This is a genomic window from Xenorhabdus indica, assembly GCF_014467235.1.
GTDB lineage: Bacteria > Pseudomonadota > Gammaproteobacteria > Enterobacterales > Enterobacteriaceae > Xenorhabdus > Xenorhabdus indica.
The window spans coordinates 1-17,918 of sequence record NZ_NKHP01000027.1 but is presented as its reverse complement, the minus strand read 5'-3'; the positions used below and the strand labels follow the sequence as shown (position 1 = coordinate 17,918).

The following is a 17,918-nucleotide window of genomic DNA, read 5'->3' as shown; positions in this document are numbered from 1 at the left end:
CAGAAAACACAACGCCCCGCAGTGCGACCAACACTGCGAGGCGTCTAACCAATAACCATTCGTAAGGTAAAAATGATGGCTGATACACAGCATACCCAAACTCGCCCTGAATTTACAGTTCAAAAAACAACTGGCAACCAAAAACCCCTTGATCTGATCCAGACCGTAAAAACCTCTGCCATGTATTTCTGGGCAAATCTGCTGCCTGCGTGTGGTATTGATATCCCCGCAAAGGGTAAACATGGTGCTTGCCCTATTTGCGGTGGTACTGACCGTTTCCACTTTATTGACGATCATCATCATGGCAACTGGCATTGCCGTCAGTGTGACGCCCCAAACTATGGCGATGGGCTGGATTTAGTGGCAAAAACTAAAGGAATTTCCATCATTGAAGCAGCTAAAGTGGTTGCAGATGCGCTAGCACTACCTTTGCCCGAACCCAAGCCCGCCAAAGAAACCTATTATCCAACACCACCGATTGCCGAAAAAGTGGCGGCACTGATGGCGCAAACTGTCGCCGGGCAATCGCCCTATCTGACTGCAAAGGGTCTGCAACATCTTGATCAGCGGCTACTGTTTGATAATTCGACAGTGCTGGTACTGACAACACTGGATAAAAAAGTCACCGGCGCTCAAATCATCAAACCCAATGGCGAGAAAAAATTCTTCCCCGGTAGCCAGAAAAAAGGGGCGTTTATTCCCTTGACAGCGCTGGAAGAGCATCTGGAGACGGTAATTATTACCGAAGGTTACGCCACAGCACTCACGGTTAGCCAGCTCTATAAAGGTACTGTTCTGGCGGCGCTGGATGAGGGCAATTTATCTTCTGTTGCCAAAGCCATCCGGGAACGCTGGCCGGACACCACAATCATTATTGCCGCAGATAATGACTGGCACCGCCCCGACGAGCTGGATAAACACGGTAAACCCAAAGTGAATGTCGGCAAGCTCTCAGCAGAAAAAGCGGCGCTGGCGGTGAATGGTTGGGTTACGTTACCACCGACAGAACATAAAGCCGATTGGGACGATTATCGCCAGCAATATGGCATTGTGGCAGCAAAGCAGGCATTTTGTGAGGGCTTATTTCAGGTAAGGGAACCGATGAACAGTGACGCAATAGAAATCTGTCGTTATGGCAATGTTGAAAGCATTTACCCTAATCGTAAAACAAAATTACCGTTATCAATCGGCTCAGAAGGCTTTGATGCCCAGCTAGACTACGTGGTTAAAGGTATTATTCCAGCACATTCCTTATGCAGCATTTACGGAGCTAGCGGGTCATATAAAAGTTTTCTGGCAGGCGCATGGGGTTGTCATATTGCCACGGGTAAGCTATGGGCAGGGAAACAGGTTGCTCAGGGTTCTGTACTGTACGTTGTCGGCGAAGGCGGGATTGGTGTGCCCCGGCGCATCAAAGCATGGGAAATCGTTAATGGTCAGACGGTTAAAAATATGTATCTGATCAATACGCCAGTCTTTCCGGCTTCGCCTGCCGAAGTGCATGAACTGGTGATTGCCGCCCAACAAGTTGAGTCTGAAACAGGTGAACCGGTACGCCTGATTATTCTGGATACTCTCGCTCGCTGTTTTGGCGGCGCTGATGAAAATGATTCAAAAGATATGGGCGCGTTTGTCCGGGGCTGTGATGAACTGAAAGCTAAAACAGGGGCAAGCATTCTCGTGGTTCACCATTCCGGCAAGGATGAAAGCAAAGGCGCAAGAGGTTCCAGTGCCTTTCGTGCGGCGCTGGATGTTGAATATCGGATCAACCGGGAAGGGAAAAAGGGCAGTGCGCTGGTTATCACCTGCACCAAAATGAAAGATGCCGAAGAACCGGAAACCAAAGCTTATGACATGCGCGTAGTTGAACTTTTTACCGATAAAGACGGTGAGGATATTACCTCACTGGTTCTGGTTGACAAGCCACGTGATCCGGTTGAGGAGGAAGAAATTGAACATATCCCCAATAAAACAGATAACCACACGGCATTATGGCAATGTATCCGGTCGCGCACAGCCCTGAAAGAACCTTGTTCTGTTGCCCTTATACGTGATGATTTAAAATCTATGGGCGTGAATGTGAAGAATTTCAGCCGCTGGTTGACCAAGTTAGAACATGATGGACTCATTACCCGCAGCGGGCAGGAACTCAGCATTGTTAACCAGAATAATGAAGATTAAAAAGTGAGTCATAAAGTGAGGAGCGGTGAGGAGAGGGATTTTACTGCTCACCGTTTTCCTCACTTTTTTCTCATATATACAAGAAAAGTGAGGAGCACAAAACACATTGATTTTTAAGGATAAAAAATTATCGATTGCTCACCTGTTTTCACAGTGAGGAAAATAAAAAGTGAGGAGAAAAATGAGGAGCGGGTGAGGAAATATTTTTTCTGGCAGGTATTTTTCTAGCTCTCCGTGCTGCCGGGTTAATGTATTAGCCCGGTAGCACGGAGAAGACAAGCGCAGCGCGTCAGTTGAAGCCGAACTTAGGGCTGGCTGGGCCATCAGTCTGTCTTCTCTGGCAGATGATGATACAAAGGGGATTACTGAAATAAAAATAATCCTTTATTCAACACGCCGGGGAACAGGCTAATGCACCTTGTTCCATTCAGAAAAACAGACATCAATATCGTTCAATCTTCCACTTACTTAAAATAAATTTAATTTATATTTTTAAATTTTAACTCCTTATCAAGGATATATACATTTATGTTTTTATTGAATTTTATTTAATTTCAGGCGAATACACCAAATAATAGCATTAATGAGTTTATTAAGAGTTAATTAATTATCATTTAGTCATAGTAGGCAGTTAAACCTACTGAATATTTTAATTCTCATTCTATATACATAAATTTTATTGAATACATCTGTACTGCTAATTGATAATGCCCAATCTGCAACCACTGCATGACGTAATATTTTTAGTTTGCAAGATAGTCACATACGCAATACGGAAAAAAGAATAAATGAGCACTGAGTCGCCGAATTTTTCCCCGGAACTGGATACCGGACTGATTTGTCTGGCCATGTTGGCCAGGTTTCACAACATAGCCATCTCAATCGAACAACTTTCACATGAATTCTCTGCCGCTAATCAAGGTGTGACCCAGCAGGAGCTGCTGCTGGCTGCACGGAAATCGGGGCTGAAAGCCAAGGCTGTGCGCACCACACCTGCCAGACTTGAACACACACCATTACCTGCTATTGCTATTGACCGGGAGGGGAAGTTTTTCATTTTAGCCAAAGTCGATCAGGAACAAGCGTTGATTCAGGATCCGCGTTCAGCTCGCGCTGAAGTTATCAGCTTCGAGGGACTTGAGCAACGTTGGACTGGGCAACTGATACTCGTGCGCTCTGGAAATAGTGTATCTGGTGAATCTTCACGTTTTGATTTCACCTGGTTTATCCCGGCTATCGTCAAATACCGCAAGTTGCTGGGCGAAGTTTTGTTGGGATCTTTTGCCTTGCAGTTGTTTGCCTTGGTGACACCGTTGTTCTTTCAGGTGGTCATGGACAAAGTGCTGGTACACCACGGCCTGACGACATTGGATGTTGTCGCGGCAGGGCTGTTAGGCATTATGCTGTTTGAGTCGGCCTTGAGTGGTCTGCGTAGCTATGTGTTTGCGCATACGACCAGCCGGATTGATGTAGAGTTGGGGTCAGGTCTGTTTCGGCATTTAATCAATTTACCACTGGCGTACTTTCAAGCCAGGCGCGTCGGTGACTCTGTTGCACGTGTACGCGAACTGGAAAACATTCGTAGTTTCCTCACCGGCAATGCCATTACGCTGATGATTGATGTCTTTTTTTCCTTAGTCTTTATTTTGGTCATGCTCTTTTACAGTGGCTGGCTGACCCTCATTGTGTTGGTGTCCTTGCCGCTCTATGCCCTGGTTTCGGCTTTAATAACCCCGCTTTTGCGTAAGCGGTTACAGGACAGCTTCACACGCAACGCTGAAAATCAGGCATTTCTTGTTGAAACAGTAAACGGCATTGATACCCTGAAATCAATGTCGGTTGAACCGCAAATCATCCGTAAATGGGATAACCAGATGGCGGCTTATGTGGCAGCGGGTTTCAAAACCCAGACTTTATCGACGCTCGCTAACGAAAGTGTTTCGCTTATCGGCAAACTTGTCACGGTTGCTACCCTCTGGCTGGGTGCCCGCCTTGTGATAGAAGGGCAACTATCGGTGGGAGAACTGATCGCATTTAATATGCTGGCTGGCCGTGTCAGCGGTCCTATTATGCGTCTGGCTCAGCTATGGACCAGCTTCCAGCAAACCGGCGTCTCGGTGCAGCGTCTGGGAGACATCCTCAATTCCCATACTGAATTGTCTCAGTCTACACGCAGTACAGTACCGCCGCTTAAAGGGCAGGTTACATTCGAACAGGTGCATTTTCGCTATCGTCCCGATGGCTCTGAGGTGCTGAGTGGCGTCAACCTGAGCATGGGTGCCGGAGAAATTATTGGTGTGGTTGGCCGTTCAGGCTCAGGCAAAAGTACCCTGACTCGCCTGTTGCAGCGGCTCTATGTACCGGAGCGCGGGCGGGTACTGGTCGATGGCATGGATTTGGCATTGGCTGATGTTTCCTCGTTGCGCCGGCAGATTGGCGTCGTGTTGCAGGACAATATGCTATTTAACCGCAGCATTCGTGAAAATATTGCCTTGAGCGACCCGGGGACGCCACTCGAAGTGGTTATGCATGCTGCAAAAATGGCAGGAGCCCATGAGTTCATCCTTGAGCTGCCGGAAGGTTACGACACGATAGTGGGTGAACACGGTGCGTCACTTTCGGGCGGTCAACGGCAACGGGTGGCTATTGCCCGCGCTTTGATCGGTGATCCCCGTATTTTGATTTTCGACGAAGCGACCAGTGCATTGGATTACGAATCTGAACGGGTGGTTCAGCAGAACATGCAGAGCATTTGCAAAGGACGTACGGTCATTATTATCGCCCATCGATTGTCAGCAGTGCGCAACGCTCATCGTATCATTGTGATGGAGCGCGGGCAGATCGTTGAACAGGGTGCCCATGCTGAGTTACTGGCGCGTCAGGATGGTCACTATTCACGACTGTACCAAATGCAGCAAGGCTGAAGGCTTCGTCGATGATACTGGCTAATAACGTTACCAGAAGCAGACGTGATCAAGACAAATACACCCCGACTCAAGGAAAATAATTTCGTATGAGTGCCACTCTTTCTTTATTGCAGCGCTATCGCAGCATATGGCGTCAGGCCTGGCGCCAGCGTAAAAACATGGATACGCCGCCGCGTCTTCCTCATGAATTACAGTTTTTACCAACGGCGTTGGAGTTGCAGGAAACGCCGGTTCACCCAGCACCAAGGATTTTCATCTGGAGCATCATGGGCTTCGCTTTATTGGCAGTGCTCTGGGCCTGCATCGGTAAAATCGAGGTGGTAGCGGTCGCACCGGGCAAGGTCGTTCCCAATGGCAAAACCAAGCTGATTCAACCCAGCGAAACGGCGGTAGTCAGAGCGATCCATGTCAATGACGGTCAGGCGGTGAAAGTGGGTGAGTTGTTGATCGAACTCGACCCGACGGCGGCGAATGCTGATGTCAGCCGGATCCAGAGCGAGTTACTGGCCGTCCGTATCGATAGTGCACGTAGCACAGCCATGCTTGATGCGATCAATCAACAACAGCCGCCGGCGTCGCTGGCAGGAACGATTTCCAACGCCAACCCAGATCAGGTGCTCAGTGCCCAGAGTTGGCTTCAAGGGCAATATCAGGAATACCGTAGCAATCTGGAGTTGGTGGATGCAGAGATCCGTCAACGCAGCGCCGAAATCCAGTCTGCCCAGGCCCAGGTAACCAGCCTGCAAAAAACGTTGCCGATCGCTACGCGATTGGCCGAGGACTACCAACGGTTATTGACGAAACAGTATGTGTCGCGACATGCGTATCTGGAAAAAGAGCAAGCCCGGCTGGATCTGCAACGTCAGTTAAGCGTGCAGCAGGCCAGTGTCTTGCAGAACACCGCTGCCCAAGAAGAGGCACGGCGTCGGCGTGAAGCGGTTGTTGCGCAAAATCGCCGCGCCATGCTCGACTTACAGCAGGAAGCCAACCAGAAAGCGGCGATCCTGAATCAGGAACTGGCAAAAGCCCTCCATCAGGAAAACCTGACCAGCCTCAAGGCACCGGTGGCCGGCACCGTTCAACAACTGGCTATCCATACCGTCGGTGGTGTGGTGACACCGGCTCAGCCGCTAATGGTCATCGTCCCCGCAAACCAACCGATAGAAGTGGAAGCCATGCTGGAAAACAAGGATGTGGGGTTCGTACATATTGGTCAATCGGTCACCGTTAAAGTGGAAACCTTTAATTTCACCAAGTACGGCACCGTTGACGGTGAAGTGCTGAGCGTGTCGAACGATGCCATTGAAGATGAAAAGCGTGGGCTTATTTATAGCACCCGTATTCGTCTGAAGTCGGATCACTTGCTGGTCAATGGACAGCGAGTTGCGTTGTCTCCGGGCATGTCGATCACGGCAGAAATAAAAACCGATCAGCGTCGGGTGATTGATTACTTCTTAAGCCCGCTGCGACAGCATATTGATGAAAGTTTGAGGGAGCGATAAAAACCGAAGGCGCATGAGGTGCTTTATGTCGGACTCAGCGCGTTATTTTTACCGTTTTCCTGAGGAGGGATAAGTGATTATTGAGACTTTTTGTCATCTTACTCTATTGGGAGCAACAAAATGAAGGTATTACCTCGGCACTGGGGCTATCTCCTTATCTTTTTAGTTTGTGGCTGGTTAATCCTCTTTTTTTTAGGCTTTACCGGACTGGTGCGTTGTAACGGGTTCGTCTCGGGGTTAAGCGGTTGCCATCAGTATGCAGAAGCAATACACAAACCCATTGATGTCACCAAGGCCGGTCAATCAGTGACTTTTGATTTTGAAATTCCTCAGGAGGGGGGGTATCAGTTTGCTTTGCTGTTTGATAAAGGGAATGACTATGACGAAATGTTAAGACGACTTCGATTATTTGGGAGTAAATTTTACGGAAGTATTGATGATGACGGCGTAATAACTCCAGTTTCACTCCATCTCGTTAAAGATGAAAAGATTTTTTTTGACGAGAAAATAAATGCAGGAGGAAATGATGGAGGGCTGGGTTTCTATTATGAAGAAAAATCTGTAAATGCGGCCATACGGAATATTAAGTCATTTTCATTACCCCCAGGACATTACTTTGCGGTTATTACTACTCTGGAAAATGTCCCTGCATTTGATGGCATTGAGAGTTTTGTACTGTTCACTTATTACGATCCGAAGATTTGATTTATGCAGGAAAAAAACAAAGAGAAATAACAACTAGAGGAAATAATAAGTATGGAAAAGAAATACTCTGTAACCTATAAAGTTGCTCCGAGGGGGGCTGAGTATGTTTATCAGGAAAATAAGGGAAAGAACAAAGCGGGAGATGTACATCCTTCATCCGCCGGTCATATGTGGTATGTGATAAATGACGGGAACGGAAATGAACAAAGTTACGGTTTTGAGTCAGAGCTTGGTGAACCGTGGGGCAAAGGGCGGGTCACGCGGCATGATAATGTCGCCTATAAACAAACGGTGTATGAAGTTTCCGTCGCGTTGACTGAGACTCAGGGCAAGAGGTTAATCGACTTTTCAGAAAATCCGGATAAAGTTGGGGGATTCAGGAAAGCAGAATACCATGTTGTGACCAACAGTTGCGTCGATTTCGTGTTTTTTTCATTAACATCTATTGGATACAATACGCATGGCATGCAAGGAAATCTGGTTCCCGTGAATAACATTATTCCTTTGAATAATATGTTAAAATTTAATGGGGCTGAAATCATTAGTAACCATCTGGTTCGTGATGGTCAATATTATGAGTATCATGACGCAAGAGATGTCACGAAAACGTTATGGTTGACCCCAGATGAGGGTAAGCGTGTTCCGGGACCGTCCACCAACTTGATTAATATTGATATCAATTCCTCTCCACAGCCCCAAAAACATATTCTGGGAGAAAACCAAGCTCGGCAAGATGTTGCCAACGGTTATATCCAAAATGCGGCGACACACAAAATATCTGTCATCGGGGATATTCTCAATAAAACAGACTTCACTTCAACCCAGATGGCTGGTCTTGCCACCGGAGGCATTCGTCCTGGTGAAATGCAGCTTGACCCCAATGTTCGGCCTAATACCTATCTGTCTGATTTCTATAAACCTTTTTACCAACCTGGTGATACCAGCAGGCTGAACTTCGACCTGCGTAACGCCGCCACGTTGAACGGTCTATCAGCGATGACAACGTTCAACACATATGTTGACCCGCTGCTATTGGATCTGAGCGGTAATGGCGTACACATGACTGATATCCGTGACGGCGTATTGTTCGACATGGATAACAGCGGAACACTCAAGCGTACCGGCTGGATAGGTAGTAACACCGGAATACTGGTGATTGATGATGGGAGTGGGCAAATAAAAAATGCCAGTCAAATGTTCTCCGAATACTACAGTGGCAAAACCGGAATTAATGGTGCCGCTGGCGAGAAGAAATTCAAGGATGGTTTCGGAGCTTTAGCCAGTGAAGATGCCAATAAAGATGGAATGATTGATGAGCACGATCCGATCTGGAGCCAATTACGGGTTTGGATTGATGGTTCACATGATGCGAAAGTCGATGCGGGCGAGCTAAAGACACTGGCTGAACTGGGTATTACTCAGATTAACGTTCGCTCCTCAGATAAAGCCGAAGTACGTGATGGGAATAAAGTTGTAGCTAGTGGGTCTTTTACTATCAATGGGGAAACCCGTGAAATGCTGGCGGTTGATTTCCTCGGTGATCCCGTCAGCAATATCCTCAGTACCCAAGGATCTGGCTTGCACTTGACTTCGAGCCACAACAATATCACAACCACAGCTTACGCCAGCCAGAGTGAAACCAGTGAAACTCTGAATACAGAGCAACTGGGTGTGAGCAATCTGTATGGTGGCAGCAGTAATGATACCCTGATTGCAGCAAAAACCGGCAGCTGGTTGGTTGGGGGAGAAGGAAGCAATACTTATATTGGCGGTGCTGGTGATGACGTTTTTGTTATCAGCGCTTCTGACGATACGAAAAACATTCATGGCAATGGGGGATATGATACAGCGCTCATTGTTGGCAACAAAGGCGTCGAGCTGAACATGGCTGAGGCTGGTTTAACTGTTGCCCAGGGTGGCGGGGGCAGTGATGTCATCAGAAGTGGTGGTGCCAACGGTGTCTTTATTAAAGGCGGCTCCGGTGATTCTGTTCTGGTCGGCGGAATGGGTAACGACGTTTTGGTCGGCGGCAGCGGCCATAACACCATCATTGGTGGCAGTGGCAAGTCGGTTATCTATGCGGGACCCCAGGGCGACATAATCTACGCCTCCAAAGGAGGCAGCATCATTCATGCCGGTGGCGGAGACGATACGATTTTTGGCGGTGTAAGTGACGACGTTATCGAAGTGGGCCACGGTAATGCCACAATTGATGGCGATGGGGGGGTTAACATCGTTACCCTGCACGGCAACCACGGCGACTACCAAATCACCCGTACCGACAACGGATATATCGTGACCGACAAGGTCGCCGGGCGTGATGGCACAGTGACGCTGAAAAATATCCAAAAACTTAATTTCGCAGATATTTCGGCGGTGGATTTACAAATCCCCAATGCGATGCCTGTTGAGGATGTCCTCACCCACGACAAGGACGGCAAAGCCTTTTCTCGTACCCAGCCTCATCTGATTTCCGCAGAGAGCCTGCTGGCCAATGATCAACACCTCAACAGCCAGGGTGCCCTGCGCATTGCCAATGTCGGGGATGCGATAGGCGGTACGGTCAGTCTCACCGCCCAGGGCGATGTCTTGTTTACGCCGGATGCCGATTACACTGGCGTAATTAGCTTCAAATATGGTGTAACTGATGCAGCCGGTAATCCTTCAGCCTCGGTAGTAGATCTGAGCAGCGGGGAAACCGCACCAATGCGTGCCGTTGCTACCTTACTGACGCCGGAAGTCCCGCTCGATCCACTGGCTGCCCAGCAATGGTATCTGAGCGATGCCAACATCTTACCGGTTTGGAAAGACTATACCGGCAAAGGCGTGCGTATCGGTCAGTTCGAACCGGGCGGCAAGTTCGCCACCGGGCCAGAAATCTTTGATATCGCTCATCCCGATCTTGCCGCGAATGTTGACAAAGCCTGGCTGCAAACTCAACAGGCCAATGGCACCTTGCCAAACGTGGTTTCCAATCATGCGACGATGGTGGCGGGTGTAATGGTTGCCACGAAGAATGATATTGGTGGCGTAGGGGTTGCCCATGACGCTACATTGGGTGGCTATTATCTGGCTAATGATGGAGCCGACCTTGCGGGACTGGGGCATATGGTCAGTTTTGACATTGCTAACAATAGCTGGGGATTCACTAACGATTTCGCGCTCAGTAATTTTCAGGATGGTTCCGTCAATACCGCTGCATCGCTGAGCCTGAATGCCCAGTACGCAGCGGCTAATGGCCGTGGCGGATTGGGTACCGTCATCGTGGCGGCGGGTGGTAACAATCGAGAAGCCGGCGGCAATGCCCAAGGGTCACTGACCAGTAACAACCGTTTTTCTGTACAAGTTGGTGCGATTAACGCACAAGGTGACTTATCAACCTTGCAGATTGGTTCTTCACCCTTCTCGAATCCGGGTGCCAGTCTGCTGGTTTCAGCGCCAGGCAGCAATGTGGTATCAACCAGCCATATGCTGAAAACTGACCGTGGCTCGACCTTCGGCAATGACTACACCAGTATGCAAGGCACCAGCTTTGCCGCACCGATCGTCTCTGGCATTGTTGCACTGATGCTTGAGGCTAACCCTAACCTGGGCTATCGTGACGTGCAGCAGATCCTTGCGCTATCTGCTCGCAAGGTCAATGACCCATCCACCGAATGGAGCGACAATAGCGCCCATCACTGGAACGGCGGCGGCATGCACACCAGTAATGATTATGGATTTGGCGCCGTCGATGCACGAGCCGCTGTTCGCCTGGCCGAGTCCTGGATGACGCAAAGCATGGCAGCCAACGAGTATGTTTATAGCGCATCCAGCGGTGCGCTTGGCAAAACCCTGGCTGCGGGTGAAACACTGACATCCTCCATTGCAATGAATGCCGGTCTGAATATCGAACATATCGAAATTGATTTTGACGCCGAAGTGGGTCGTCTTGGCGATTTGACGCTCAAACTGATCTCTCCTGATGGCACTCAAAGTATATTACTCAATCGTCAGGGCAAGGTTCCAGATGGCCTGCCGGGCGCGAGTGCGGATGATATGGGTAGCAGCCAGTCGGGAACGTTCAAGTACAGCTTTATGTCGACCCATGATTTTGGTGAAAACTCAGCGGGTAACTGGACACTACAAGTCACCAGTGCAAATGCGGGCCTGCCAGCCACACTCAATGCCTGGTCACTCCGTTTGTACGGCAGCAAGAGTACACCGGATAATACTTACTTTTACACCGACGAATATATCCAGTCGGTGGTCGGGCAAGCCAACCGTGCGGTACTGGATGATGCAGTTAATGGCGTGGCGGGTGGGCGTAATACCCTCAATGCGGCGGCGGTTTCACGCGATACCTCGGTCAACTTGCAAACCGGTGTTGCCAGCATTGGCGGTGCCGCGTTAACTATCAAGGATCCGTCAGGCATTCATAACATTGTCACCGGTGATGGCAACGATACGCTGGTTGCAGGTAATACTGATGCCTTGCTAGATGGCGGGCGTGGAAACAACACGCTAATTGGCGGTGCGGGTAAGGACTTCTTTGTAGTTCACCGCCGTGAAGCTGGCAGCGATATTATCAGTAATTTCGAGGCCGCCCGTGGCGAAATCATCGATCTGGTCGGATTTCGTGGAAAAACCTTTGCTGACTTGCTAATAACTCAACAGGGGGATGATGTTAAGGTTGATCTGGGTAATAACCAGAATATTACCCTGAAAAATCAGCAAATCACTGGAATTAGTGCTGAGAATTTCAAATTCCAAGATTCCTTTATCGCGCCAATGACCTACACCAGTAGTGACACCTCAACGCACCAACCACAAGAAGGCCTGGGAACAGTTATCCTTAATGGCGGAGGCAATAGAGTCTTGTTCAGTACTGATGCTCAGGGTCAGATGAAATTTAGCCTGGATGGGACTATTTATAGCCATGATAGTGCAACATCAGACGTTTTCGTTGTAGCAGCCCAACCAGGTGCTAGCAATTACAGAAACGCATTACGTGGATTCCGCCACGGTATCGATAAGATCGATCTGCGTCAAGTTGGCGTCACTGACTTTAGTCAACTTTCTATCACTAAAAGCAATCGTGGTACGATCAATGGGTTGTCACAAATTCATGGTGTTAACGTCACGTTTAATGGGGCAAACGGCGCTGACTCAAAAGTGGAACTGCTTTATCTCGATACTCTGGATGTTTCACAGCTCGATGCAGCCGATTTCATTTTTGCGGAACATGCACCAGACTTGGTACCCACGGTCAAACCAGTCGTGCCGCAATCTCCTGATACATCAACTATTACAGTGCCGGATTCATTGACGCCGAGCATACCTTCTATTGATATTGATCAGAAGCCAATTACAATTCCTGATTGGAAACCGATTACTATTCCACCTATTGACTGGGAATCAATTATGATTCCTCTTGTTGAACGTAAACCGATTACTATTCCGAAAATTGATCCAGTAGTAGAGCCTACACCAATCATCACTGACCCCAATGCCATTACGGTCAAAAAGACATTCGCCGAGGTTACGTTGGGAGATGAAAGTAAAACGATCATTGTAGAAGCCCACGGTAACAAAGTTGTCGCCGGAAATGGTGACAATAAGGTTAATGTAACGGGAAGTAGTTCCGATATCACTCTAGGTAATGGTAACAATACCGTTATTGGTGATGTTAAAAAGCTAATCGTCGGAAATGGCGATAACAATATCGAATCCAGCAGTACTATGCCGACGATCAAAGTAGGTGATGGTAACAACACCATTACTGGCAATGTCGATAAACTCGCTGCTGGACATGGTGATAATAAGATCAATGTGACAGGGCATAGAGCTGATATCACGCTAGGTGATGGTAATAACATTATTACTGGTAATGTCGACGAACTAGTAGCCGGGGGTGGTGATAATAAAATCAATGTAACAGGACGAGATGCCGATATCACGTTAGGTGATGGTAATAACATCATTACCGGCAATGTTGATAAACTAGTCGCCGGGGGTGGTGATAATAAAATCAATCCAACAGGACGAGATGCCGATATCACGCTAGGTGATGGTAATAACATCATTACCGGCAATGTTAATAAACTAATAGCCGGTAATGGCGATAACAATATCGAGTCCAGTAGTACTATGGCTAAAATAGAAGTAGGAAGTGGTAATAACCATATCGTTGCTAACGGTACTATGTCGAAGGTAAAAGTTGGTGATGGTAATAACAATATTTTGACCAGTGGTACTATGTCGACTGTAGAAGTCGGACATGGATCCAATAAGTTAGAATTTAACGGTGATATGGGCAATTTGGTGTTAGGAAAGGATATTAGTCTTGATAATCTGAGATTCCAGCATGCTGGGCAAGATTTACAGATTTCGGTCATTGGTAGCAAACAGGAAGTAACACTGCATAATTGGTATGCCAGTTCTCCTGAACGACCAGCAAGCATTATGGTCGGTGATGGCCACCGCTTGATGGATAGTGAGGTTGAACACCTTGTTCAGGCCATGGCTGCATTTGCACCATCAGCTCCTGCAACCACAATGTTCAGCGATGTTGAGCAACAACGGCTGCAACCTGTACTGGCTGCCAACTGGCATTAAATGTAATGGGTAATAGCGCCCGCGATAATCATCGCGGGCATCTTACTGGCTGGTAAAAATTGTGTTGTTCTACCTTAAACAAACATTTGACTCGCTTTAATCTAATAGATAATGTATGAAGCTGTAACTAAAACGATCCTATCGCCTGCGAGGATCAGCATTAAGCGGCGAATGAAAACTCCTGTAGCCTGCAAGGGAGAGCAAGCATTGCGGTACATCTGCCCACCTTTGGAAGCAGATATTGTCAGACATAAACCCCTTGTCTGGTGATGAAGGTTTCTTAAACTAAAAATACACCCAAAAGGTGTTCTTATCTTGTCTCCGAAGTGTGTTGGACGTTGGTTCATGCACTGACTTTTCGTATCAGTACCAGATCACATTTTCATTTATCTTCAATGGATAATAGGATGACTTTCGCGCATCCTGTTCATACTTCTTACTATCCCAGCTTGAATTATTCAGCGGATAAGTTTCCACACGCAAATGATTAACTCATAACTACCGTTTGACTCCGAACCTTGCGGCGTTTGTCTATGCTGCGGGCATTTCAACGCTTACACAACTTTTGCTGACTGTTCACAGAATTCAAGGCGTCACTTTTTGCGGATTTATCGCTGAAAGTGACGCCGCAGCCAAAGAAGATCACAATCCTGACAGGCTCACGCCTGCTTCACCATTCAGTGAATCTGACACTGCATTTTATAGATTGAAAAAGGAGAACTTGACGATATCGAGGCTGGCTTTTAGCCGGTGGGGATGACCTGTTCATACAGGCGGCAGTACCGCGTACTCAACCGATACCCCGCAATACCTCAACTTGCGTTCACTCTGGCGCACAGATATCCGTCAAGGGCAAAGCAGGCATTCCTGTTTTGCCCGCATTGTCGCGCGCCAGAGTTCGCATGTTGTCAGGTATCAATAAGGGGAAGCCAATGAGCCAATTGATTAAGGAATTAAAATTTTTTGCCCGGAAGGCGGGCGGCAGCCACAAAACCTGTCATGACCGTATTCGGATTGCGGGGCGTTTGGGCGCGTTGTTATTGAACCTGAATATCCAGGTTAAAAGTCTCAGCCATTTGAAAGCCAGGCATGTAGAGCATTACGTTGATGCCCGTTTATCTCAGGGGATTGCCAAGCGAACGGTACAAAATGAAATGTCCGCACTGCGTAATATTTTTCGCATGGCAGGCCGGGAAAAACTGGAAACTTCGCCAAGATTGAGCAATCAGGCATTAGGATTAAGTGGAACCAGCCGTGCCGGAACGAAACAGGCGATCCCTGATGCTACATTTCAGATTGTTTATCAGAAGGCGCTTGGACGTGATGCCGGATTTGCCGTCACACTGAAACTTGCCCGATTGCTGGGGCTACGTTCTCAGGAAGCGGTGCAATGTAGCGCTTCATTGAAAAGTTGGCGGAAACAATTAGATCAACCAGAACCAAAACTGTATGTTGTTTTCGGTACAAAAGGCGGTCGGCCAAGGCAAACCCGCGTACTGGATGTTGCAGCGGTGAAAGAAGCTGTCGAACAGGCCATTGTTATTGCAGAGCAACGAGGTGGCAGGTTGATTGATAAATCAGACCTCAAGCAAGCCATGAACTACTGGCGGACACAGACCACAAGGATTGGTTTAACAGGCTGTTATTCTCCCCATAGTTTGCGTTATGCGTGGGCACAGGGTGCATTGGCTTTTTACCAACAGAATGGTTTTAGCCGTCAGGAAGCAAGGGCACTGGTATCAATGGATTTGGGACATGGTGACGGCCGCGGGCGTTATGTTGAACGGGTTTATAGCCGTTAAACTTAGTTGTTCGGTTATTGAGTTAGATAAAACAATCAGTTAAAGTATTCCTGCCATTGGCAAATACCAATGGTCAGGGATTTGCAACCCTGCGAAAATACCCCACTGGTAGGAAATTTCTACCAGTGTGTTTGCTATCGCCCTTTCAATGGCGGTTTAGACAGGGGAGGCTTCGGCCTCGCCGGTTGGGTATTTTCCGGTATTGCAAACCCTGTCTGGATCGCCACCATCAATATTAATTAATGGAAGGGGTAGCAGGAATGAATAATAACAATGTTCAAAATGACTGGCATCAAGCCGATATCATCGCAGCATTGCGTAAACGGGGTACAACCTTAGCGGCGCTCTCCCGTGAGACGGGACTCAGTTCATCAACATTGGCAAACGCACTCAGCGGGCAGTGGCCTAAAGGCGAGTGGATTATCGCGAATTATCTCGGCATCCATCCCTCAGAGATCTGGCCCAGCCGCTATTTTGATAAACGTGGTCAACTGATTGAGCGTAAGATTCGCAGTAAACCATAGGAATAACCCGTTTTAATTTGTGATCGATGTTGTAAAAATGATAATTTTTTATCTCAAGCCCTGAGCGTAAAATGGCAACCAGATTTGACCATTTTTAACCCTCATGGCTTTTTTGCTTTAAGATGATGAAAAAGAACGCAATAAGTAAGATAAATAATTAAAATCAGTCAGATAGGAAAGAAAAAGCAAGGAAAAAAACTTAGGGGCATTAAAAGGGGCATAAACTGAATGAAAGGTAATAAAATTTAACTATTCAACAAGTTATAATGTTTTTCGATTCCGCCTCCGGCACCAAGATTTTAAAGCTAATTTGTTGAATACTATCAGGTAATTAACAAATAAGTTAAAATTTAGGGCTGTTAATTCAATGTTAAACAATTGATCGCCTAATTTGCACACTCAATGTTTAAGAAAGCCGTAAATAATGAATACAGGGTGCCTGCATTTGCAAGCACTCTTTTTTCATTTAAAATAATGATTTCAGTAATTGATTCTGATGTCAAGTAAGGGAAAAACTTTACGGGATGCCGGATCGGTATTAGGGCGTGTTGACGTTTTGTGAGGGGAATTTGAACAGCATGATAATCTGGTATCATTGTCTTCGCGAAAAAACTATTACCCCAGCCCATCATGCCAAGAACCATATTATCAAAATCTTTATGGAACAAGCTAGCTGTATTGATGCAACAAAGTGGTTGTATTTACCATAAAGAAGAGCACTACCTGACTTTTGAAGGGATCCTTTATCGAATGAGAACGGGATGTCCGTGGCGGGATTTACCCGATGAATTTGGAAAATGGAATACCCTCTTTAAGCGTTTTAATGAATGGTCAAAGAAAGGTATTTTTGATTTATTATTCAAATTATTATCTGAAAATACGGATACCGAGTGGTTATTCATTGATGGCAGTATTGTCCGTGCTCATCAACATAGCTCAGGCGCGGCTTCAACAGAAGATGAAGCCATCGGTAAGAGTCGAGGCGGGCGTTCTACTAAAATTCACTTAGCCGTAGATAGTTACGGCTTGCCCGTCCATTTTGAGCTGTCAGGCGGTCAAACGCATGACATTGTGCATGCGGAAAGTTTGGTCGTACATTCACCTTCATCGGATTTTGTGATAGCTGACAAAGGCTACGACAGCGGCGCTTTCAGAAGTTTTGTTGAAAAACAAGGGGCTAAAACGGTCATACCTTATCGAAAAAATAACCGAAAATCGGATAAGCAAATTGATAATGCTTTATACCGTTATCGGCATTTGGTCGAAAATGCGTTTGCACGGATAAAACATTTTCGAGCAATTGCAACAAGATACGATAAATTAGCTCGAAATTACGCCAGCACGTTGGCACTGGCGTTTGTCATTATATGGCTACCGATGTGGGTTGAGTAAATCATAAACAATAAACGTCAACACGCCCTAGCCATTTTTCATACCATCGATATTGATGCAGGGCCGTTCACTAAGACCTCCACCTCCTAATCCTGTCTGAGGCCTGCCCTGTCTTTTTTTCCCTGATATCCTTACACCGAAATATCCAGATATATCGCCAGTTCATTCTCCAGCGTTTTACCCGCGATTTCCATATCGATATCAATATATTCCAGGGTGGTTGCCAGACTACGATGACCCAGCAAACACCTGACCAGCTGCAAATTACGATCCGGTGCTTTCATCAGC

Annotated in this window: 8 protein-coding genes and 1 pseudogene; 8 read left to right on the top strand and 1 reads right to left on the bottom strand. The window is 47.2% G+C overall.

The features are described 5' to 3' along the window. The first annotated feature begins 75 nt into the window (after positions 1 to 75). The 8 genes from Xind_RS16695 to Xind_RS16660 all read left to right on the top strand — a co-directional run bounded on the left by Xind_RS16695 (position 76) and on the right by Xind_RS16660 (position 17,630). Complete coding sequence (locus Xind_RS16695; RefSeq protein ID WP_187650540.1) at positions 76 to 2,181, top strand: AAA family ATPase; 2,106 nt, start codon at positions 76 to 78, stop codon at positions 2,179 to 2,181. A gap of 788 nt (positions 2,182 to 2,969) precedes the next feature. Beyond that, positions 2,970 to 5,105, top strand: a complete 2,136-nt coding sequence (locus tag Xind_RS16690) for a type I secretion system permease/ATPase (protein ID WP_187650520.1) — start codon at positions 2,970 to 2,972, stop codon at positions 5,103 to 5,105. 89 nt (positions 5,106 to 5,194) lie between these two features. Beyond that, the gene (locus tag Xind_RS16685; protein WP_187650519.1) at positions 5,195 to 6,610 is read left to right on the top strand and encodes an HlyD family type I secretion periplasmic adaptor subunit; all 1,416 of its coding nucleotides are present in this window, start codon (positions 5,195 to 5,197) and stop codon (positions 6,608 to 6,610) included. Between the two features lie 120 nt (positions 6,611 to 6,730). Further along, complete coding sequence (locus Xind_RS16680) at positions 6,731 to 7,315, top strand: DUF5625 family protein (protein WP_047683964.1); 585 nt, start codon at positions 6,731 to 6,733, stop codon at positions 7,313 to 7,315. A 51-nt stretch (positions 7,316 to 7,366) separates the two neighbouring features. Beyond that, complete coding sequence (locus Xind_RS16675) at positions 7,367 to 13,912, top strand: S8 family serine peptidase (RefSeq protein ID WP_187650518.1); 6,546 nt, start codon at positions 7,367 to 7,369, stop codon at positions 13,910 to 13,912. A 932-nt stretch (positions 13,913 to 14,844) separates the two neighbouring features. Further along, on the top strand, positions 14,845 to 15,714 hold the full coding sequence (locus Xind_RS16670; protein WP_187650517.1) for an integrase domain-containing protein: 870 nt from the start codon (positions 14,845 to 14,847) through the stop codon (positions 15,712 to 15,714). Positions 15,715 to 15,974: 260 nt separating this feature from the next. Continuing rightward, positions 15,975 to 16,238: a helix-turn-helix domain-containing protein gene (locus Xind_RS16665; protein ID WP_187650516.1), complete on the top strand. Its 264-nt coding sequence runs from the start codon at positions 15,975 to 15,977 to the stop codon at positions 16,236 to 16,238. A 630-nt stretch (positions 16,239 to 16,868) separates the two neighbouring features. Beyond that, positions 16,869 to 17,630 (top strand): IS5 family transposase, encoded by a 762-nt coding sequence (locus tag Xind_RS16660; protein ID WP_187650515.1) that lies wholly within the window; start codon positions 16,869 to 16,871, stop codon positions 17,628 to 17,630. Between the two features lie 131 nt (positions 17,631 to 17,761). Here Xind_RS16660 and Xind_RS21825 read toward each other — a convergent pair. Further along, positions 17,762 to 17,918, bottom strand: a pseudogene (locus tag Xind_RS21825) (site-specific integrase); the annotation flags it as partial.

Excerpts from the sequence above, each read along its gene's own strand:
- Xind_RS16695 (WP_187650540.1), top strand. The coding sequence starts at position 76 with ATGGCTGATACACAGCATACCCAAACTCGCCCTGAATTTACAGTTCAA.
- Xind_RS16690 (WP_187650520.1), top strand. The coding sequence starts at position 2,970 with ATGAGCACTGAGTCGCCGAATTTTTCCCCGGAACTGGATACCGGACTG.
- Xind_RS16685 (WP_187650519.1), top strand. The coding sequence starts at position 5,195 with ATGAGTGCCACTCTTTCTTTATTGCAGCGCTATCGCAGCATATGGCGT.
- Xind_RS16680 (WP_047683964.1), top strand. The coding sequence starts at position 6,731 with ATGAAGGTATTACCTCGGCACTGGGGCTATCTCCTTATCTTTTTAGTT.
- Xind_RS16675 (WP_187650518.1), top strand. The coding sequence starts at position 7,367 with ATGGAAAAGAAATACTCTGTAACCTATAAAGTTGCTCCGAGGGGGGCT.
- Xind_RS16670 (WP_187650517.1), top strand. The coding sequence starts at position 14,845 with ATGAGCCAATTGATTAAGGAATTAAAATTTTTTGCCCGGAAGGCGGGC.
- Xind_RS16665 (WP_187650516.1), top strand. The coding sequence starts at position 15,975 with ATGAATAATAACAATGTTCAAAATGACTGGCATCAAGCCGATATCATC.
- Xind_RS16660 (WP_187650515.1), top strand. The coding sequence starts at position 16,869 with ATGCCAAGAACCATATTATCAAAATCTTTATGGAACAAGCTAGCTGTA.